Origin of the sequence: Pseudomonas sp. GD03903 (genome assembly GCF_029840045.1) — a bacterium.
GTDB lineage: Bacteria > Pseudomonadota > Gammaproteobacteria > Pseudomonadales > Pseudomonadaceae > Pseudomonas > Pseudomonas pseudonitroreducens.
Genome location: NZ_JAOCBT010000014.1, coordinates 125,511 through 145,762 on the forward strand (window position 1 = coordinate 125,511; position 20,252 = coordinate 145,762).

Annotated in this window: 19 protein-coding genes; 4 read left to right on the forward strand and 15 right to left on the reverse strand. The window is 64.3% G+C overall.

Annotated elements, in window-relative coordinates; genetic code table 11:
* Window positions 1-88 precede the first annotated feature (88 nt).
* From N5C91_RS21215 to N5C91_RS21240, 6 genes are all read right to left on the reverse strand, one after another.
* Complete coding sequence (locus tag N5C91_RS21215; RefSeq protein WP_279831804.1) at window positions 89-703, reverse strand: helix-turn-helix domain containing protein; 615 nt, start codon at window positions 701-703, stop codon at window positions 89-91.
* Between the two features lie 496 nt (window positions 704-1,199).
* Window positions 1,200-1,745: an arsinothricin resistance N-acetyltransferase ArsN1 family B gene (locus N5C91_RS21220; protein WP_279831805.1), complete on the reverse strand. Its 546-nt coding sequence runs from the start codon at window positions 1,743-1,745 to the stop codon at window positions 1,200-1,202.
* 7 nt (window positions 1,746-1,752) lie between these two features.
* Window positions 1,753-2,454, reverse strand: coding sequence for an arsenical resistance protein ArsH (gene arsH, locus N5C91_RS21225; protein WP_279831808.1), 702 nt, complete (start codon window positions 2,452-2,454; stop codon window positions 1,753-1,755).
* Between the two features lie 13 nt (window positions 2,455-2,467).
* On the reverse strand, window positions 2,468-2,938 hold the full coding sequence (locus tag N5C91_RS21230; protein ID WP_279831810.1) for an arsenate reductase ArsC: 471 nt from the start codon (window positions 2,936-2,938) through the stop codon (window positions 2,468-2,470).
* Between the two features lie 27 nt (window positions 2,939-2,965).
* Window positions 2,966-4,249, reverse strand: coding sequence for an arsenic transporter (locus N5C91_RS21235; RefSeq protein ID WP_279831811.1), 1,284 nt, complete (start codon window positions 4,247-4,249; stop codon window positions 2,966-2,968).
* A gap of 21 nt (window positions 4,250-4,270) precedes the next feature.
* Entirely contained in the window at window positions 4,271-4,618 is a 348-nt protein-coding gene (locus tag N5C91_RS21240) for a metalloregulator ArsR/SmtB family transcription factor (RefSeq protein ID WP_279831812.1), read from the reverse strand.
* Window positions 4,619-4,819: 201 nt separating this feature from the next.
* Here N5C91_RS21240 and N5C91_RS21245 point away from each other — a divergent pair, with 201 nt between their 5' ends.
* Window positions 4,820-5,485 (forward strand): TetR/AcrR family transcriptional regulator, encoded by a 666-nt coding sequence (locus N5C91_RS21245; RefSeq protein WP_279831815.1) that lies wholly within the window; start codon window positions 4,820-4,822, stop codon window positions 5,483-5,485.
* Window positions 5,486-5,541: 56 nt separating this feature from the next.
* Entirely contained in the window at window positions 5,542-7,068 is a 1,527-nt protein-coding gene (locus N5C91_RS21250) for an MDR family MFS transporter (protein ID WP_236170620.1), read from the forward strand.
* A 49-nt stretch (window positions 7,069-7,117) separates the two neighbouring features.
* Here N5C91_RS21250 and N5C91_RS21255 read toward each other — a convergent pair whose 3' ends face one another.
* The 9 genes from N5C91_RS21255 to N5C91_RS21295 all read right to left on the reverse strand — a co-directional run bounded on the left by N5C91_RS21255 (window position 7,118) and on the right by N5C91_RS21295 (window position 16,864).
* Window positions 7,118-8,464 (reverse strand): ATP-binding protein, encoded by a 1,347-nt coding sequence (locus N5C91_RS21255; protein WP_279831818.1) that lies wholly within the window; start codon window positions 8,462-8,464, stop codon window positions 7,118-7,120.
* Entirely contained in the window at window positions 8,440-9,105 is a 666-nt protein-coding gene (locus N5C91_RS21260; RefSeq protein WP_279831819.1) for a response regulator transcription factor, read from the reverse strand. The genes N5C91_RS21255 and N5C91_RS21260 overlap by 25 nt, the downstream gene beginning before the upstream one ends.
* A 102-nt stretch (window positions 9,106-9,207) precedes the next feature.
* Window positions 9,208-9,639 carry a hypothetical protein gene (locus N5C91_RS21265; RefSeq protein WP_236170617.1) on the reverse strand — a complete coding sequence of 144 codons (432 nt, stop codon included), beginning with the start codon at window positions 9,637-9,639 and terminating at the stop codon, window positions 9,208-9,210.
* A gap of 26 nt (window positions 9,640-9,665) precedes the next feature.
* Window positions 9,666-10,433 carry a hypothetical protein gene (locus N5C91_RS21270; RefSeq protein WP_236198817.1) on the reverse strand — a complete coding sequence of 256 codons (768 nt, stop codon included), beginning with the start codon at window positions 10,431-10,433 and terminating at the stop codon, window positions 9,666-9,668.
* Window positions 10,434-10,829: 396 nt separating this feature from the next.
* A complete protein-coding gene (locus tag N5C91_RS21275; RefSeq protein WP_279831822.1) occupies window positions 10,830-11,912 on the reverse strand; it encodes an ABC transporter ATP-binding protein in 1,083 nt (360 codons plus the stop codon).
* Entirely contained in the window at window positions 11,909-13,447 is a 1,539-nt protein-coding gene (locus N5C91_RS21280; RefSeq protein WP_279831845.1) for an iron ABC transporter permease, read from the reverse strand. Before N5C91_RS21280 ends, N5C91_RS21275 begins: the two co-directional genes overlap by 4 nt.
* 78 nt (window positions 13,448-13,525) lie before the next feature.
* Window positions 13,526-14,545 carry an iron ABC transporter substrate-binding protein gene (locus N5C91_RS21285; RefSeq protein ID WP_279831846.1) on the reverse strand — a complete coding sequence of 340 codons (1,020 nt, stop codon included), beginning with the start codon at window positions 14,543-14,545 and terminating at the stop codon, window positions 13,526-13,528.
* Between the two features lie 275 nt (window positions 14,546-14,820).
* A complete protein-coding gene (locus N5C91_RS21290; RefSeq protein ID WP_236170614.1) occupies window positions 14,821-15,486 on the reverse strand; it encodes a DUF3313 domain-containing protein in 666 nt (221 codons plus the stop codon).
* A gap of 76 nt (window positions 15,487-15,562) precedes the next feature.
* The gene (locus N5C91_RS21295) at window positions 15,563-16,864 is read right to left on the reverse strand and encodes an OmpP1/FadL family transporter (protein WP_279831825.1); all 1,302 of its coding nucleotides are present in this window, start codon (window positions 16,862-16,864) and stop codon (window positions 15,563-15,565) included.
* 627 nt (window positions 16,865-17,491) lie between these two features.
* Between N5C91_RS21295 and N5C91_RS21300 the strand changes: the two genes are divergently transcribed.
* Window positions 17,492-18,985: an arylsulfatase gene (locus N5C91_RS21300; protein WP_279831826.1), complete on the forward strand. Its 1,494-nt coding sequence runs from the start codon at window positions 17,492-17,494 to the stop codon at window positions 18,983-18,985.
* Between the two features lie 273 nt (window positions 18,986-19,258).
* Window positions 19,259-20,239, forward strand: coding sequence for a MoxR family ATPase (locus tag N5C91_RS21305; protein WP_279831827.1), 981 nt, complete (start codon window positions 19,259-19,261; stop codon window positions 20,237-20,239).
* Window positions 20,240-20,252 lie beyond the last annotated feature (13 nt).

The following is a 20,252-nucleotide window of genomic DNA, read 5'->3' on the forward strand; positions in this document are numbered from 1 at the left end:
TTCTCCGTAGCCTTTTCGCGGGCAAGGCCGGGCCCGCACCTCCGGCGAGCGGAGGTGTTGTCGGTTGGCGGAAATCAGTCCGTCGTGGTCAGTCGCGCGCGGCCAGCGGCGGCAGGTCGAGTGTCGCCAGGCGTCGTGCTTCGGCTTCTTCCACACCCAGTGCGCGCAGCACCAGTTCAGCGGTATCGCTACCAGCGTCACGCCAGGTCTTCAGGCCCTCGATGACCAGGAACATGGCGCCGAGGGTGGCGCTGGCCAGTAGCGAGATCACTGTCACCAACTGCTCCTGGCGGAAGCGGTAACGGCCGCCCTGCAGGCCGCTGAGCAGGTCGGTGGTGGCCTGGCTGTAGAACATTTCCCGCAACGCGCTATCACTCATCGCGAATCGATTGAGGAAGGCGCCCCACTGCGGTTCCTCGTGAGTGCGCCGAATGAAGAAGCGAATGCCGTTGGCCAGGCGCTCGGCCGGGTCCTGCAGCTCGGCGAAGCTCCTGCTCACGCGCTGGTGCATCTCCTTGCTCAACTGGCTGGCAACCTGGCGGAACAGCTGCTCGATGTTCTCCACGTTGTTGTAGACGGTGCCGCGCGCCACGCCGGCTTCCTGGGCCAGGTCACTGATATTGACCTGGCTGATGCCCTTTTCGGCGAACAGACGCAGGGCTGCCTGGTGAATGCGGCGTTGCACGGGGTTGAGATCTTCCATTGGCCTGGGTTCCAGAATCGAACTGGAAATGATTGAACACTCGTGTTCAATTTGAGTCAATGATCAAATATCCGGAAACGCTCACGAGACTCACCGTTTTCTGAGATATATGATTGTTTTTTAATGTTTTTGTAGGATGTAAAGAATTTTCAGTTCTTGTCGGTGCTGGGCATTGGCTTATAAATTTGAACACTGATGTTCAATCTTTTATCTCCAGGTCATGGCCAGCCGCAGGAGAGGCAGAACAACAATGAGCATCCAACAAGGCCACATTGACGTGCAGCACCACATCGTTCCGCCGGTCTGCGCCGAGGCGATGCTCTGGTGGCGCAGGCAACCACCAGGTCCAGCGCCAGGTCTTCGGCTGCGCAGCGGAATACGCCTTCCTCTTTCTCATCGCTGCCTGAAGAGGAGCGGCAGCCTGAACAGGCCAACGTTGCAGGTCGGGTACCGGTCTTTGCGGCAGTGCATCCACCTGCCGTTGCCGGATGAGGGCTCAGCCGGCGATCTCCGGGTATCGACGGGGTTCGTCAGGCGAGTTGCTCTGCACGCCGAGCGCCAGGCGCCAGTAACCCACATCGTGCCACTGGCCGAGCTTGAAGCCGACTTGTGGGAAGGTGCCTAAGTGCCTGAAGCCCATTTGCTCATGCAGGCCGACACTGGCCGCATTGGGCAGGGCGATACCGGCATAGGCGGCGTTGAATCCCTGCCGTGCGAGCAGGGTCAGCAGCTCGGCGTAAAGGCGGCGGCCAATGCCGGTGCGGGGTTCGCCCTGGGCAACGTAGAGCGTGACATCCACCGCCCATCGGTAGGCGGCGCGCGCCCGATGCTGGCTCGCGTAGGCGTAGCCGGCCAGGCGCCCGTCGCGCAGCGCGACCAGGTAGGGATAAGCCTGCAGGGTCGTGACGATCCGCTGGCGCATCTCCTCGATGGTCGGCGGCACTTCCTCGAAGGAGATTGCCGTAGTGGTCACGATCGGCGCGTAGATGGCCAGGATTGCCGGGGCGTCCTCGGCGCGTGCTGGTCTGATTTCAATGGGCATGGCGACCTCAGATCGAACGCTGGTTCATGCGCGCGGACAGCTGTTCGGCGCTTTCCTTGCGTTCCGAGTAACGGTCCACCAGGAACTCCTGGCGATCACGTAGCAGCAGGGTGAACTTCAGCAGTTCTTCCATGACGTCGACCACCCGATCGTAGTAGGGCGAGGGCTTCATGCGGCCCGCTTCGTCGAACTCCAGGTAGGCCTTGGGCACCGAGGACTGGTTGGGGGTGGTGAACATGCGCATCCAGCGGCCGAGCACGCGCAGCTGGTTGACCACGTTGAAGGATTGCGAGCCGCCGCAAACCTGCATGACCGCCAGTGTCTTGCCCTGGGTGGGGCGCATGGCGCCAAGCGCCAGGGGAATCCAGTCGATCTGCGCCTTGAACACCGCCGACATTGCTCCGTGACGCTCCGGCGAGCACCACACCTGGCCTTCCGACCACTGCACCAGCTCACGCAGCTCCAGTACCTTGGGGTGCTCCACGGGCACGTCGTCAGGCAGCGGCAGGCCGGAAGGGTGGAAGACTCGGGTTTCGGCGCCAAAGTGCTCCAGCAGGCGTGCGGCTTCTTCCACCAGCAGGCGGCTGAAGGAGCGCTCGCGGGTCGATCCGTAGAGCAGCAGGATGCGCGGTTTGTGCTCGCTGGTACGGTTTGCCGCCGGCGGCTGGTCGAACAGCGAAAGGTCAAGGTTGGGCAGTTGTTCCGACATGTCTTGCTCCTGCTCAGAGAGCGCCAATGCGATCCAGCTCGCGCTTGAGTTCGTCGCGGCCGAGGGTGTCGAAGGGCAGGGCCAGGAAGGCCCGACAGCGCAGCTCGATGCGCGCCAGCGTGGCGCGGAAGGCCGCGTCGACGGTTGCCTCATCACCCTGCACATCCGAAGGGTCTTCCAGGCCCCAGTGGGATTTCAGCGCGGGGCCGAAGTACACCGGGCAGGCTTCGCCGGCGGCCTTGTCGCAGACGGTGATGACGATGTCCGGTGGGTTGCCTTCGAAGGCATCGTTGCCCTTGCTGCTCAGCCCCTCGATCGAGATGCCGGCCTGTTGCAGGGTGGTGAGGCTGCGCGGCAGCACCTGGCCCCTGGGGAAGCTGCCTGCGCTGATCGCCGCGAAGCCTTGCGGCGCCAGGTGGTTGAACAGCGCTTCGGAGAGGATGCTGCGGCAGCTGTTGGCCGTGCACATGAACAGGACTCGCATGGAAAGCTCCTCCGCTCAGGGCGGACGTCAGAGGCTCAGGCGCAGCGCCAGGGCCGAAAGAGTGATCAGCAGGACGGGCAGGGTCAGCAGGATGCCGACCCTGAAGTAGTAACCCCAGGTGATGCGCACGCCCTTGCGCTCCAGCACATGCAGCCAGAGCAGCGTGGCGAGGCTGCCGATGGGAGTGATCTTCGGGCCGAGGTCGCAGCCGATGACGTTGGCGTAGATCATCGCCTCGCGCACCAGGCCTTCCGCGCCGCTGGCCTGGATCGACAGGGCGCCGACCAGCACGCTGGGCATGTTGTTCATCACCGAGGAAAGCAGCGCCGCGAGCAGCCCGGTACCGATGGCGGCGCTCCACAGGCCCTGTTCGGCAAGGCGGTCGAGCAACTGGGCAAGAAAGTCCGTGAGGCCGGCGTTCTTCAGGCCGTAGATCACCAGGTACATGCCGAGGGAGAAGATCACCACCTGCCAGGGCGCTTCACGCAGCACACGCCGGGTGGAAATGCGCTGGCCACGCGCGGCGACGGCAAACAGCAGCGCTGCGCAGACAGCGGCCACGGCACTGACCGGGACGCCAAGCGGCTCCAGGGCGAACAGGCCGACCAGCAACAGCAGCAGCGTCCAGCCGCCGACGATGAACGTGGCACGGTCATGGATCGCCGACCTTGGCTCCTTCAGCGCCTCGCGTGCGTACTGCCTGGGGATATCGCGGCGGAAGAACAGCAGGAGCACCAGCAGGGTGGCCGCGACGCTGGCAAGGTTCACCGGCAGCATCACCGAGGCGTATTCGGCGAAGCCCAGGCCGAAGTAATCCGCCGAGACGATGTTCACCAGGTTGGACACCACCAGCGGCAGGCTTGCGGTATCGGCGATGAAGCCGGCGGCCATGACGAACGCCAGCGTCGCGGCGGGAGGGAAGCGCAGCGCGAGCAGCATCGACATGACGATGGGGGTGAGGATCAGCGCTGCGCCGTCGTTGGCGAACAGTGCCGAGACGGCGGCGCCGAGCAATATGCAGAAGGCGAACAGGCGATAGCCGCTGCCATTCGCCCAGCGCGCTATGTGCAGTGCGGCCCATTCGAAGAAACCGGCCTCATCCAGCAGCAGGCTGATGATGATGACGGCGACGAAGGTGGCGGTGGCGTTCCAGACGATGGCCCACACGGTGGGGATGTCGTGCAGGGAAACCGCGCCCGCGGCGAGGGCAATCAACGCCCCCAGGGCGGCGCTCCAACCAACGCCAAGCCCCTTGGGCTGCCAGATGACCAGAACCAGGGTGAAGACGAAGACAGCAATGGCGACCAGCATGGATGACTCGCTCGAATGGGCTCAGCAGCAGGCGGCGTCACGGACGGGGCGGCCGTCCATGTTCTGCAGGCGCAGGCTGTTGTCGGCCAGCCATTGCGTGTTGGCTCGCAGGGTGACCTGCAGCATCTCGTGGACCCAGGCAGGCAGCTCGGGGTTGAGGCGGTAATACACCCACTGGCCCTGGCGGCGATCCAGCAGCAGGCCACTGCTGCGCAATTGCGCCAGGTGGCGACTGATCTTCGGCTGGCTGTCGCCCAGGGCGCACATCAGCTCGCAGACGCAGAGCTCGCCCAAGCTGGCGATCAGCAGGGTGGCGCGAGCGCGGGTTTCGTCAGCCAGGCTCTTGAAGACTTCGGGTGGGGTGATCATGGCTTCATCTTCATATATGGATAATCGAATATACGGCTATCCATATGTTTTAGGCAAGCCTGGTGTTTTGCGCATCCCACCAACCTGAGTCCGCCATTTCTGCCGGGTGTCGCCCTTCGTCGCTAAAATCTAAATTTAAATTGAATTTAGATTTAACCTGGGCCAGGCTTGCCGACATTGCCAGATTGTTCAGGAGTCACCATGGCCTCCCGCGAATCCCGAAAAGACGGTGAAGCGACGCGCATCCGCATCCTGGAGGCGGCCGGCGAGCTGTTCTCCAACCTCGGCTTTGGCGAAACCAGCAACAAGGCGGTGGCGGCCAAGGCTGAAGTCGACCTGGCCTCGATCAACTACCACTTCGGCAACCGCAATGGTCTCTACCAGGCGGTACTGGGGGAGGCCCGCCGGCGCTTTCTGGATATCGCCGACCTGCAACGGATCATCCAGAGCGAGCAGCCGGCGCCGGACAAATTGCGCGCATTGACCGAACTGGTCGTGCGCAAGGCCGCACGCGGGCGGGAGAGCTGGCATCTGCGAGTGCTGGCGGCCGAGGCCCTGGCACCCAGCAGCCATGCCCAGGAAGTCCTGCACCCGGAGAAGGCGCTGAAGCTGACATTGCTCAAGCAGTTGTTCAGCGAGATCACCGGCATAGCGGCCGATGATCCCGCGCTGGTGCCCTGCATTCTCAGCGTGACCGCGCCCTGGGCAATGTTGCTGATCGGCCCGCGCGGGGGCCATGGCGCCTTGCGCGACATTCTCGACATGCCCGCGGACATGGTTGTCGCCCAGCTTTACAGCTTCACCCTGGCGGGCCTGCAGGAAGTCGGCCGGCAGTACCACCAGCGCGCCACGCCAGCGAAGTCCTGAGCGCGGCCGCCACACGATTGATACCCAACGACGTCCCATCTCATCAGGTCAGCCCCATGCAATCGGCTTCCAATCAATCCCTGGGCACCAGCGCCGGTCCTGCACACGACGGCGAGGCGACCCGGCCATCCATTCCACTGCTGCTGGCAGCACTGCTGCTGGTGATGTTTCTCGCGGCGCTGGACCAGACCATCGTATCCACCGCTCTGCCCACGATCGTTGGCGAGCTGGGCGGGTTGCACCTGTTGTCATGGGTGGTGACCGCCTACCTGCTGGCATCCACCGTGGTGGTGCCGCTGTACGGCAAATTCGGCGACTTGTATGGCCGCAAGCTGGTGCTGCAGACCGCCATCGTGCTGTTCCTGCTGGGCTCGGCACTCTGCGGGCTGGCACAGAACATGACCCAGCTGATTGTCCTGCGGGCTCTCCAGGGGCTGGGTGGCGGGGGGCTGATGGTGGTGGCGATGGCGGCGATCGGCGATGTCATCCCGCCGGCCGAGCGTGGTCGCTACCAGGGGCTGTTCGGTGGCGTGTTCGGCCTCGCCACGGTGGTCGGTCCATTGGTGGGCGGCTTCCTGGTCGAGCACCTGTCGTGGCGCTGGATCTTCTACATCAACCTGCCGCTGGGCTTGCTCGCGTTGCTGGTAATCGGCAGCGCGTTCCGCCCCCACGTTGCCCGGGTGAAACACGTCATCGACTACTTCGGCGCCTTTTTCCTCACCTTGGCGCTCGCCTCGCTGGTGCTGATCACCAGCCTGGGCGGCAGCACTCTGCCGTGGACGTCGATCGACATCATGTGCCTTGCGCTCTTCGCCATTGTCGGAGTGGTCGGCTTCGTCCACGAGCAGCGAATCGCCGCGGAGCCGATCATGCCGTTGCACCTGTTCCGCCACCGCACCTTCGTGCTGGCCGGGCTGATCGGGTTCACCGTGGGGGTCTCGCTGTTTGGTTCGGTGACCTTCCTGCCGCTCTACATGCAGGTGGTCAAGGACGCCACGCCCACCAGCGCGGGATTGCAGATGCTGCCCCTGATGGGGGCGATGCTGGTGGTGTCGGCGATCACCGGTCGCCTGATCAGCCGGTGGGGGCGCTACCGGGTATTCCCCATCCTCGGCACCCTGCTGCAGGTCATTGCCCTGGCACTGCTGAGTCGACTCGACCTGCAGTCGTCCATGCTGCAGATGAATCTCTACATGGCGTTGCTGGGGGCAGGGCTGGGAATGGTGATGCAGGTGCTGATCCTGGCGGTGCAGAACAGCGTCGAGTTCCGCCATATGGGCGTGGCCACCTCCGGCGCGACGCTGTTCCGCTCCATCGGTGGCTCGATTGGCGTCTCGGTGTTCGGCGCACTCTTTTCCCATGAACTGATGAGCCGGCTCACCAGCAGCTTCCCGGCAAGTGCCGGGTCGCCCGCCAACCTCTCACCGGCTGCCGTGCATGCGTTGCCCGCCGCATTGCAGCAGACCTATCTGGAGGCATTCTCCGGGTCGATGCACTGGGTATTCCTGGTGGCATGCGTGGTCAGCGGCGTGGCCTTCATGCTGTCCTGGCTGCTGCAGGAAGTGCCGCTGCGCAGAGCCTGACGTACCCCTCCAGCTCGAATTTCCCGCCTGGCTTGCCGTTGCAGCAGCCTCAGGCGGGAAATTCGAGCTGGACGCACAGGCCGCTCCTGCTGTCGGGGTCCGAGTAATCCAGCGTTATCCTCGCGCCGAGTCGGTGGGCTATCGCACTGACGATCGACAGGCCCAGGCCTGAGCCAATTTCTTCGCTGCCCGCGATGCGGTAGAAGGCGTCGAAAACCCGCTCCCGCTCCGCTTCGGGGATACCGGGGCCGGTGTCCCGGACCTGGAGAACGATGACGGCGCCGCGACGCTGCACCAGGAGATCGACCTTGCCGCCGGGAGGCGTGTAGCGCACCGCATTGTCAGCCAGATTCCTGATCAGCATCTGCAGGTCGAATTCGTTGACCACCACTTCGCAGTCATCCCCCTCGACGCCCAGGTCGATCTGCTTCCTGTCTGCGACCGGCAGGAGTTCCTCCAGCACCGCCCGGTAGACCTTGTGCACCGACACCTGCTGCTCGGGCGCAGCCGTCGAGGACTGCGCACTGGCGAGCGCCAGTAGCTGGTCGATCAGGTTGCGGCCACGCTCGATGCCTTGCCGGAGTTTGCTCAAGCGCTCCCTGGCCGGCTCGGGCATTGGCGTGGCTGCAAGCCGCTCCGCCTGCAGGGACAGTGCGGTCAGGGGGGAGCGCAGTTCGTGCGCGGCATCTGCCACGAAGCGCCGCTGCGATTCCATTGACCGTGCAACGCGCCCCAGCAGGCGGTTGATCGCGAGGACGAACGAGCGCACCTCGGTGGGCAGATGGCGCGTCTCGATGGGCGCCATGTCCTGCTCGTCGCGGCGATCCAGCTCGCTGGAGAGCGTGGCAATCGGTCGGAACAACTTGCGAACCAGGTCCGCCACGACGAGCAGCAGGACCGGGATCAGGATCACCAGGGGAAGCAGCCCCCGCCAGGCGCTCTCGCGCGCGTCGCGGTCGCGGCTGCCGGTCTCCTGGGCGACGGCGATACGCTGCCCGCCGGCGGTGGTACGCACCAGCACGCGGAACTCCTCGCCGGCAACGGCCACGGTGGAAAAACCCTCCTGCAGCGTGCTCGGTATCGGCAGCGGCAGGCTGTTGTCGCCCGTGCCGGGCGCATTGGCGCTGTCTGCCAGATACTGCACAACGACCCGGGTTTCTTCGTTGTCTCCCGCGATGGCGGGGGCAGCCGCCGGGTATTGCAGGGTCATCTGCTGCCGTTCGAACAGCGCGGCAACCTGCTTCAGGGTGTTGTCCTGCATCTCCAGCGCTTCGTCGTAGGCCGATACGAAAGCGAAGATGCCCGCGAGCATGGCGACAATCAGGATGGTCACGCAGAGCGCCAGGGAGAGGCGGAACTGCACGGAATCCCTCAGTCGCTTTTGCAGACCATCCATCCCATTCCCCTGACATTCTTGATGACGTGAGTGCCCAGTTTCTTGCGCAGCGAGTGGATCAGGAACTCGACCGCGTTGCTTTCAACCTCGTGCCCCCAGCCGTAGATGCGGTCCTCCAGTTCGCTGCGCGAGAGGATCGCTCCAGGTCGTATCAGCAACGCCTGCAGCAGGCTGAACTCCCGGTTGGAGAGCAGGACGCCCTGGGTTTCCGAGCTGCTGGCGTGCTTTGAAACAGGGTCGAGCGTCACCACGCCATTGCTGAGCGCGGGGGAGGCATTTCCTCCCTTGCGGCGCATCACCGCCCTCATCCGTGCGAGTAGCTCAGCCATCGCGAAGGGTTTCAGCAGATAGTCGTCCGCGCCACCGTCCAGCCCTTTCAGGCGGTCGTCGAGGCTGTCTCGTGCGGTGATGATGACCAGGGGGACGGGGTTGTCCTGCGAGCGGATATCGGCGAGTACGCTCAACCCATCGCGCCCGGGCAGGCCGAGGTCGAGCAGGATCTGGTCATATGCCTGCGCGCGCAGGGCTGAAAGTGCGCTGGGGCCGTTGTTCACCCAGTCGACGGCATAGCCGGCATCCTCCAGCGCGCCTTCGATGGCCTCAGCGATCATGGCGTCGTCTTCGACAAGCAGTACCCGCATACGTCGGCCTCTGGATTGCAAATGCGCGATGCACGGTCGCCAGTGAGGCGGCCGTGCATCGACCCCGGACGTTTGTCCCGGGAAGGATAGTCTTGTCGAACGTTACGATTGGCGCTGGCCCTGGAGTTTATCGAATACCTTCATCAGGTCGTCCATGGCCGCTTTGCAGTTCGCCTGCTGCGGATTGCTGTCGCGCAGCGCATCCAGCGCCCGGTCGATGGCCTTGTCGAGTGTATGCCAGTCGCTGACGGCGCGAGGTTTGATGCCGGCCTCGGCTTCGTCCCACGCCAGTTCGAGGTCCTTGATGCGCGCCTTGCCTTTTTCCAGCTGGTTCTGCTCGACGAGTGCGCTCACGTCTGCGGCGATGTTGCGGAACTCGGACAGATCGCCAAGCTGGGTAGCCTGGGCGGAGCTGGTCTGCTGGCTGGCGCCGACCTTGGGCTCGTCCGGCTTCGAGCAGCCCGCGGCGAGGCCCAGCAGGGCGATGGCAGAGGCGAGGGCGAGCTTGCAGATGATTTTCTTGAAGTAGGGCATTGGTAAAACCTCGGAAGAAGTCAGCATTACTGAGTGAGACGTTTGCTATTGCCGATGCCGAGCTGGGCTACCGTCACCAGCATCAGGATCACGCAAAGGAAGATGGCGCTGGTCCAGGTGGCGCCCATGCCGAGGCCGCCGTAGGTCTTGGCCTGGGTGAGCAGGTCGCCCAGGGAGGCGCCGAACGGGCGAGTCAGGATGTAGGCGGTCCAGAAGGCCAGGACGACATCCGCGCCGAGCTTCCAGGCCACGAAGGTCGCCGCGATCAGCGCACCGAACAGCACGACGCCGACGGTGAAGCCCATGCTCAGGGCCTCGGTCGCCAGGTCGCCGGCGGCAGTGCCCAGGGCGAAGGTGCACAGCACCGTGGTCCAGTAGAAGATCTCGCGCCGCGGGGTCACGATTTCCTTGATGGAAAGATTCCGCTCGATCGCGTACCAGAAGCCGAAATTGACCGCCAGGAGTACGGAGAACACTGCCGTGCTGACATACAGGCTGACGTTGAGCTCGTCGGTGAGAATGTCGGTCAACTGCGTACCGAGGATGCTCACCACGACGACCGTCAGCCAGTAGATCCAGGGCGTGTAGGCGCGGGTGCGCAATTGCCAGGCCAGTGCAGCCGCGAGCAACAGCGCCATGGCCGCGGTGGTGATGCCCAGGCCGAGCCCTGCATCCACCGCGAGAAAGTCGGCGAACGTCTCTCCCACGGTGGTGGACATGATCTTGATGATCCAGAAGGACAACGTCACTTCCGGGACCTTGTTGAGCCAGTGGCTTGTGCTGGTTGGGTTCATTCGAGGCGTCTCTCCGGCTACGCATCAGTTGGCGTGGAGGAGAGCCTACCGGCCAATACTTAGCTGAGACTGAGGCCGCTCGAAGAGCTGCGGGAGGTCTTCCTGCTCGTTGCAGGGTCAGCTCAAGCGCGGCGTGCAGAGCGATCGGTCGGCCAGGAGCGCGATCCGCGCCGCGCGGATTTCGCGGTGAGCGGCCGCGATCTCTATAGCCTTGGGAATACATGAGCGCAGGGCCGCTTGGCGAGTGATCTGGCGCGCCCACGCCTCCAGGTCGCGCTTGCGCGCGGAAGGTGACGCACGATTGCCGCGCGTTACCCTTGCGGAGCCTGCTGGGCGGTGAAGTAGTCGCCGGTTCGCCACGCTATGTCGGCAACTCGCGCACCCACAGGAAACGAGCTAGGCCGGTGTTGCGAAGAGATGGGCAGTGCCGCTGACGAACAGGTGCACTCGCGTGCCGATAGCAGGGCAATCCATCGCCGGCACTCTGACCGCAATCGTCAGGGCGGCCGGGCTGGCCTGCGCCCCGGCAGATGGCGCTTCGAGCTGGACCATCGCGGTGCACTTGTCGCCGCCGAAGTCGCTGCCGACGACCACGGCGTAGCAGCCGTCCGGGCTGGTCGGGAACATGGCCTGCGGGCTCAGGTGCAGCTGCTCGGGGCGAAGGAGTATCTGCGCGTGTCCATTGGCGGCGTCCGCGCCGGCCCTGACCTTGCCCAGCGGGCATTCTGCCCAGCCGTCGTGAATGCGGGCTGGAAACACCAGGGCGTCACCGAGGAACGCAGCCGTCTCCTCGTCAGTCGGGCGCAGGTACAGCTCTTTCGGTGCCCCGGCCTGGATCAGGCGCCCCTGGCGAATGACCGCCAACTGGTCGCCGAAGGAAAGCGCTTCCTCCTGGTCATGGGTCACCAGGATGGCCGTCACGCCTGCGTCGTTCAGTACCTTCGAAACGGCCTTGCGCATGGTCACGCGCAAGCCACTGTCCAGGGCCGAGAACGGCTCGTCGAGCAGCATCAGTCTGGGGCTCTGGGCGAGCGCCCTGGCCAAGGCAACGCGCTGCTGCTGGCCGCCCGACAGTTCGTGTGGCCAACGTGTCGCCATGGAGGCATTCAGCGAGACCATGTCCAGCAGCTCATGAATGCGTTGCGTGCGGCTCGCCATGCCTTTGGGCAGACCGAAGCCGATGTTCTCGGCCACTGACAGGTGTGGGAAGAGTGCACCGTCCTGTGGAACGTAGCCGATGACCCGGCGGTGCGCCGGAACGAAGCTCTCGTCATCGGCCAGCGTGGTTTCGCCCAGCGTGATCGTGCCCAGATCGGGCACCTCGAAGCCGGCGATCAGGCGCAGCAGGGTAGTCTTGCCCGAGCCGGAGGGACCGACGATGGCGGCGCGACTGCCTGCCGGTACCGACAAGCTGAAGTTCTCGATCGCTGCATAGGGGCCGAAGAACCGGGACACGGACTTCAGTTCGAGCGTACTCATCGACCTGCTACTCGCTTGGATTGGTGGTAGAGAATCCCGGTCAGGGGCAGTGAAAGGAGGATCATCAGCAAGGCATACGGCGCGGCTGCGGCGTAATCGATCTCGCTGGTTTTTGACCAGAACGCGGTGGCGAGGGTGGCGGTGCCGCTCGGCGAAAGCAGCAAGGTCGCCGTCAGCTCATTGACGATGGCGAGGAACACCAGGGCGACGCCCGCTGCCGCACCTGGCGCGGCAAACCGCAGGGTGACGCCGCAGAGGGCCTGCAGGGGAGTGCGACCCAGGCTGCGGGCGATGTTCTCCAGCTCGACCGGAGCCTGGGCAAGACCGGCTCGCAGGCTCACCAGCGCACGTGGCAGGAACATCAAGACGTAGGCCAGCAGCACGGTGAACAGGGTCTGGTACAGCGGTTGCGCAAAGCGGATCGTCACGCTCACCAGCGCCAGCGCAATGACGATGCCGGGGAGCGCGCTGGCAATGTAGTTGCTGCCTTCGAGCAGGCGCTGGAAGCGGCTCGGTGCGCGCACCGAAATCCAGGCCATTGGCACCGCGGCAATGGTTGTGAGCAGCGCCCCGGCGGCGCCCAGCAGCACCGTCTGGCCAAGGCAGACCAGCAGTTCGCTCGAGCTCCAGACGGCAACGCCGCCCGCCCCGAGCCATTTCCCCAGCGTCACCAGCGGGACGCCCAGGGAGGCGGCGGTGAACCCCGCGCACAGCACCAGGACCAGCACCGAGCAGCGCCGCGAAAGTCGGGTCAGCGGCGCAGAGCGTGGGCTGCCGGAGCCGATCCGGGCGTAGCGCGCCGAGCCGCGGGTGGTGGATTCCAGGCTCAGCAGCAGCAGGCAGCCCAGGGCCAATACGCCTGCCAGCAGGTTGGCCGAAGGGCCGCTGAAGGACGACTGGAACTGGTCGAAGATTGCCGTCGTGAATGTGTCGAAGCGGATCAGCGCAAACAGGCCGTACTCGGCCAGCAGGTGCAGGGCGACCAGGAGTGATCCGCCCCAGATCGCCACCCGCAGCTGTGGCAGCACGACTCGCCAGAAGACCCTGGCAGGCGGATTGCCAAGTGACTCGGCGACATCCTCCAGGACCGGATCAAGCCGCCGCAGTGCTGCCGCCGCAGGCAGGTAGATGAACGGGGAATAGGCGATCAGCGAAACCAGCACTGCCGGAAACAGCCCGTGAATCGAGGGTGCCAGACTGATCCACGCGTAACTGTGGACGAACGCCGGGATAGCCAGCGGGGCCACCACCAGCAAGGACAGCAGGCGCCTGCCGGGAAGAGTGCTGCGCTCTGTCAGCCAGGCCATCGCGACGCCATGCAACACGCAAAGCGGCACGGTCAACGCAACCAGGATCACCGTGTTGTACAGCAGCTCCGCAACCCGTGGGCGGAACACCAGCTTGGAGATGAGCGGGAGCCCGCCCTGAAAGCCCGCGGCAACCACGAAGAACAGCGGCAGCAAGGCGGCGGCGGAAACCACCAGGGCGGCTCCCAGCACCCAGGGGTGAGCCGATCGCTGGCGCCAGCGCCGCATCAGCCGGGTGGGCTGCCGCAATACCTTGCCCCGGCCGCCATGCAGGCGTGCATCGGGTTCGAATTGTTGCGCCGTCACTTAGAGCAGGCCTGCCTGGATCATCAGGTCCACGACCTTCTGGCTGTCCAGCCTGGATACGTCGATGACAGGGGCGTCCAGCTGGTCCAGCGGGACCAGCTGCGGGTTCGACGGTTCACCTTCACCCACGGCATATTCGAACGAGGTGCCCTCCCGCAGGATGGCTTGCCCCTTCTTCCCGGTAATCCACTTGAGGAATGCCTGGGCTTGCTGAGGGTGCTTGCTGGAAGCCAATACGCCGCCGCCCGACAGGCTGATGAAGGCGCCGGGGTCCTGGTTCCTGAAGTAGTGCAATGCCGTGTGGTTGCTGTTCTCCCCGGTCCTGGCCTGATCCCCGAAGAAGTAGTAGTGGTAGATCACCCCGGAATCGATCTGGCCGGCGTTGACGGCCTTCAGAACCGCATTGTTGCCTCGATAGTTCCTGGCGCCTGCCTTGAGCGAGTCGAGCCAGTCGAGCGTGGCTTGTTCGCCTTTCAGTTCGAGGAGCGCACCGACGATCGCCTGGAAGTCCGCACCTGCCGCGGACGCGGACCAGCGGCCGATCCATTGCGGCTCGGCCAGCTCCAGCAGCGACTTCGGCAGTTCGGACTCTTTCACCCGGTCCTTGTTGTAGACGAACACAGTCGAGCGGGCCGCGATACCGACCCAGCGACCTTGCGCTGTCCTGAACGGCGCCGCGACCTGGGCAATCGTGCTCGGGTCGACGGGGGCAAAGAGCCCGGCATGATCGACCAGCATCATGGCTGGGGAGTTTTCGGTCAGGAAAACATCGGCAGGGGAGGCTTTGCCCTCCTGGACGATCTGGTTGCCCAGTTCGATGTCGTCACCCTTGCGCAGGGTGACCTTGATTCCGGTATCGCGAGTGAAGCCCTCGCTCCAGGCTTTGGTCAGCGATTCGTGCTGGGCGTCGTAGACCACGATGCCCTCGTCGTCGGATGCCGCGTATGCCGTGCCGATGCCCAGCAACGCTGCAGTTCCGACTGCTATCAGGATCACTAACGAGGCACCGTGCACTTTCATCAATCGCCGCTCCAATGGGTTCTTGTCGACGACGAGCAGGGCCATGCAGTGCCCGGGTCGTCGCTCGCGAATGGCGGCGATATTGGCGTTATGGCTGTTAAGAAATTGTCATTCTCATTTGAAGCCTGCGTGATGAAAGCGCTGCCAACGCCCCCGGGGCACGCGGTCGAGTGAACGGCGCGAGGGCAACCTGCAGGTTGCTGCGTCCGTCACGCCAATGGCGGCGTTCGAACCTCGGGAGGCCTGGCTCCTGAAGGCGAGCCAGGCTCCGGGCATCACTTGCGCTTGAGTTGCTCGTAGGACTTGACCATGTCCCGCGCCCAGGTATCGAGCAGGGCCTTGGCATCGTTGGCGGACATGACCTGGGAGGAGTTTTCCAGTTCGGTGCCGGCGCCCTTGCGCACCACTTCGGCGACCACCTTGCCGTCGCTGCCGTCGAGGAAGGCCGCTTCGGTGGCGATGCTGGTGTCCTGGTCGCGGATGCCCGTCGCGGTGCTGACGCCAGCGGCGATCAAGGCGATGGGAATCACCTCGTAAGGCTGCAGGCCCTTGGTGGCGGCGCTCACGGCGGTGATTGCCGGGCGCACGATCAGCACACCCTGGCCAGGACCGTCAGCCAGCGGCAGGACCTTGGAGAATTGCGTCTTCAGCGTCTGGTCGTAGTACTGGGTGATGCCGCTCAGGGTACTCTGCGGGATCTTCTCGCTGGGTTGGGGTTGCGGGTAGAGCTGGCTGGGTTCGACATAAACGCTGGTGAACTGGCTGACGTCGATACCAGGCTTGATCCAGCGCATCACCGGGGCGCCGGAGGGCGATTTTTCTTCCTTGAGGACGCTGTAGTCCTTGAGGAAGCCGGAGTATTTCTCGGGCTCGACGTACTTGCTTGCGCAGCCGGCGAGGGTGAGGGAAGCCAGGCACAGGGCCAGGATTTTGCTGTGCATCGAGTCGCTCCTTATAGGTACTGCAGGTGTTGGGTCGCGTTCTTCGTCGCGTGAGTGCTGCTTCTGCCGCGGAATATCAGAAGCGCCAGGTCGCACCGCCGCCAAGGATGTGCAGGGCGGCGTTGCGATAGGTACCGGAAAGGGTTTCGCCGGAGCGTGACTTGGTCTGCTCGTCGTCCATGTCGCCGAGCCACACCAGGGTATAGGCCAGGTGCAGGTCGAGCCCTTCGTCAAGCTGGTAGTTCACCCCGGTCGCCAGGCGCCAGGCTTCGCCCATGGGGTTGTCCACGGTGCGGTCCTTGTCGTCCACCGCCGAGCTGTCGTAGCCCAGCCCCATGCTCCAGCGCAGGCGTGGATTGGCCTGGTACTGGGCGCCGAGCGAGGCGTGCCAGGTGTCCTTGTACTGGCGGTCGACGGTGCGGTCGACGCCGCCGGCGTTGGCATCGACCTCCACGCCGATCTGGCCGAAGTCGCTCCAGTCCTGCCAGCCCAGGCTGCCCAGCAGCTTCCATTGCGGGTCGAGCTGGTGGGCGATGCTCAGGGTCGCTGTCTGCGGGATGTTCATGTCCAGCTCGAGGGAGTCGACGTCCAGGCGATTCAGCGCGGCATTGATGATCGGGTTGCTGACCTTGCGTACATCGGGGCTGTCCTTGAACTCCAGCTTGACCTTGCTGGTGTAGGCGAAACCGATCTGCGTACTGTCGCTCAGGTGGTAGAGCAGGCCGAGGTTGACCCCGGTGCCGACGTCGGTGTCCTTGTATTCCAGCTGGCCGTCGGGGCGGTCGCGCAACCCGAGCAGGTTGTTGTTGATCGCCATCTCGGTGCGGTAGTAGCCATAGACGATGCGCGGGCCGATGCCGACCGTGAGCTGGTCGGTGAACTTGTGCGCCAGGGTCGGCTGGAAGGACACACCGATGATCGCCGCTTCCTGAGTGAAATAGCGCCCGGCCCAGTCGTCGTCATAGTCCAGCGCCAGGCCGAAGTTGCCGTACATGCCGAAGCCGATGGCCGAGCGGTCGTCGATCTGGTGGCTGATGAACAGGCTGGAGCCGGGCAGCCATTGCAGGGCATTGCCGCCTTCGTTGCCATCGAACTGGTTGTTGCTGTCGCGGGAGAAGCGGATGTCGCCGAGGATCACCTGCGCGTTGGCGTTGATCTGCGTGCCCTTGAGCTCGGCGATGCCGGCCGGGTTGCTCATCAGCACGCTGGGGTCGTTGGCCAATGCCGCGGAGCCGGCGTTGGCGAGGCCGTTGCCTTCCTGCCCGGTTTCGTAGATCAGGATGCCGCCCGCCAGTGCAGGGCTGCTCAGGCAAGCCAGGAAAACTGTCGACAACAGATAAACAGAAGCAGGCTTGATTCGTGGGTGATCCGCGTTCATCTGGCGCTCCGAGTGCATACCGTTACCAACCGCCACGAATGCAGGCCTGTGGCGGCTCAATGCTCCGAATGCTGTCTGGAGTCGACTGCTGCTTCCCCATCGAGAGGGGACTGTGGAATCAGCCTAGATAGCCAAATGCGATGTGCAAGCCGACTTTAGGTTCCGGGTGAAATTAATGCGCAGCGCATGGCCTCTCCGGGTGCATGCCATTTGCTCGGCTACGCCGGGCAGTGCGTAGGCCAGGAGGCGTCTCGCTGACGTGAAATGAAAAAAACCTGACGTGAAAAGCCAAGAAAACAGGTGCGCTTCTTCCGAACACTTGCAGGCAATAACAACGCTGCAGCGGCCGGTGCCGAATGTAGGAGATCGCCATGCGCTTATTGGCTTGCCTGTTCCTTGTCGCGGCAGTGGGGCTTTCCTGTGCCGCCACTCAGGACCATGTGCCGACACCCAGGGCCGATACGGCAGGGCTCGGGGGAATCCCGGCCAGCGTAGGTGACATCTTCAATCGATTCTGAGCGCTGCGCCGAAACCAGCCCAACTCCCTGCAACAAGGCTATAACAACAATGAAATCGGGTTCTCGTCTGGCTCATTGGTGTGGCATCGCCACGCTCATGCTTGCATGCATGTCCTTGCCGACAGCGCTACTGGCTGCGGACAAGCCGAATATCCTGGTCATCTTCGGCGACGACATCGGCATCACCAACATCAGCAAGTACAGCTACGGAATGATGGGCTACAAGACGCCCAACATAGATCGCCTGGCCAACGAGGGCGTGATGTTCACCGACTACTACGGTGAGCAGAGCTGCACCGCCGGACGTGCGGCCTTCATCACCGGCCAGCACCCGGTGCGCACCGGCCTGACCAAGGTCGGAATCCCCGGCTCGCCGATCGGCATCCAGAAAGAGGACCCGACGCTGGCCGAGCTGCTCAAGCCGCTGGGCTACATGACCGGCCAGTTCGGCAAGAACCACCTGGGCGACCGCGACGAGTTCCTTCCCACCAACCACGGCTTCGACGAGTTCTTCGGCAATCTCTACCACCTCAATGCCGAAGAGGGGCCGGAAGACCCCGACTGGACGAAGAACCCGGCCATCGACAAGCTGATCCACCCGCGCGGCGTCATCCACAGCACCGCCGATGGCAAGATCGAGGACCTTGGCGCGCTCAACAGCAAGCGCATGGAAACGATCGACGAAGAATTCCTGCAAGCCTCGAAGAACTTCATCGACAAGGCGGTCAAGGCCGACAAACCCTTCTTCGTCTGGTTCAACTCCAGCCGCATGCACTACTACACGCACATCAGCGACAAGGTGGCGGGCAAGTCCGGGCAGGATTTCTACAACGACGGCATGCTCGAGCACGATGGCCACGTCGGCCAGTTGCTCAAGCAACTCGACGACCTGGGCGTGAGCGAAAACACCATCGTGCTCTATACCACCGACAACGGCGTGCACTTCAACCAGTGGCCGGATGCGGGTATCACGCCGTTCCGCGGCGAGAAGAACACCAACTGGGAGGGCGGCTTCCGGGTGCCGGCCATCGTCCGCTGGCCGAATCACTTCAACGCCGGTGAGGTGTCCAACGACATCATGTCCGCCCAGGACTGGCTGCCGACGCTGATGGCCGCCGCGGGCGTCAGCGACGTCAAGGAGCAGTTGCTCAAGGGCTACCAGGCCGGGCCGAAGCAGTTCAAGGTCCACCTGGACGGCTACAACTTCCTGCCCTACCTGGAGGGCAGAAGCGAGAAGGGCCCGCGCACCGACTTCTACTATTTCAGCGATGATGGCAAGTTGCTCGGCATGCGCGATGGCGACTGGAAGGTGGTGTTCTCCGAGCAGCGCGCGAAGCGCTTCGACGTGTGGCGCGACCCCTTCGTCGACCTGCGGATTCCCAAGGTCTTCAACCTGCGGCGCGATCCGTTCGAGCGCGCCGACACCGACTCCAACAGCTACAACGTCTGGTGGGACAAGAAGGTGGCAGTGGTGGCCTTGCCGGCGATGATCCGTGTCCAGCAGTTCCTCACCACGTTCAAGGAGTTCCCGCCGCGCCAGCGCCCGGCCACTTTCACCGTGGACCAGATGCTCGAGAAGTTCATGCACTACCAGGAGCAGTGAGCGTTTCCCGGCGCCGCTGCACGTGGCCCGCGCGCATTGCTGCGCGGGCCTCGCACTGCTCGAAGTGGCGATGGCGCAAGCCAGGAACGCCAGGCACGCTGCCGCCAGCGGCTGTGGTTCTGCCGGTTCGCAGTATGGCAACGCGCTTCCATAGCGAAGTGTTGCAAGCGGGCTACTGTTATCCAACAGGCCGTGGCACGGCAGTGTGTCTGGAGGGCAGCTCCAGTACGCCAGCGGCAAGGACCCCGAACCCACGGTACAAGGATCATCCCCGTGTCCACGCGTGAACAGATTGCTGGCCTGGAAGCCGCCGTATCGGCGCAGGTCCTCGGCCAGGAAGAAACCGTCCGGCACATCCTGCTGGGCCTGCTGGCCAATGGTCACGTCCTGCTGGAGAGTCTGCCCGGCCTGGCCAAGACCCGCACCGTCAAGGCGCTGTCGCGCCACCTCGATGCGCGCATGAGCCGCGTGCAGTTCACCCCCGACCTTCTGCCGTCGGATATCACCGGCGCCGAGATCCTCCAGCAGACCGAGCAGGGCAACCAGCTGAAGTTCCAGCCCGGCCCGCTGTTCGGCAACGTCATCCTCGCCGACGAGATCAACCGCGCGCCGGCCAAGGTCCAGGCGGCGCTGCTCGAGGCCATGGAAGAGCGCCAGATCACCGTGGCCGGGCAGACGCACCGCATGCCGGGGTTGTTCATGGTGCTGGCGACGCAGAACCCCATCGAGCAGGAGGGCACCTACCCGCTGCCCGAAGCGCAGATGGACCGCTTCCTGATGAAGCTGCTGATCGACTACCCCAAGGTCGAGGACGAGTCGCGCGTGTTGCAACTGGTGCGTACCGAGGAGCGCCGCCAGCAGTCCGCCGAGGCGCCCGCCGAGATCACCCCGCTCGCCCAGGAGACGCTGTTCGCCGCACGCCGGGAGGTGGGAGATGTGCACGTCGCCGCCGCCATCGACCGCTACCTGATCGACCTGATCAATGCCACGCGCCGCCCGGCCGATTACGACACTGACTTGGCCCGCTGGCTGAAGGTCGGCGCCAGTCCGCGCGGCGGCATCAGCCTGGACCGGGTCGCCCGCGCGCACGCCTGGATGGCCGGCAACGACTATGTGACGCCCGACGATGTGCGCGCTGTCGTGCATCCCGTGCTGCGCCATCGCCTGCTGCTGTCCTATGACGCAGTGGCCGATGGCGTCGGCGCCGATCAGGTGATCGACCGGCTGCTCGACAAAGTCGCGATTCCAGCCTGAGGAGAATGCGCCG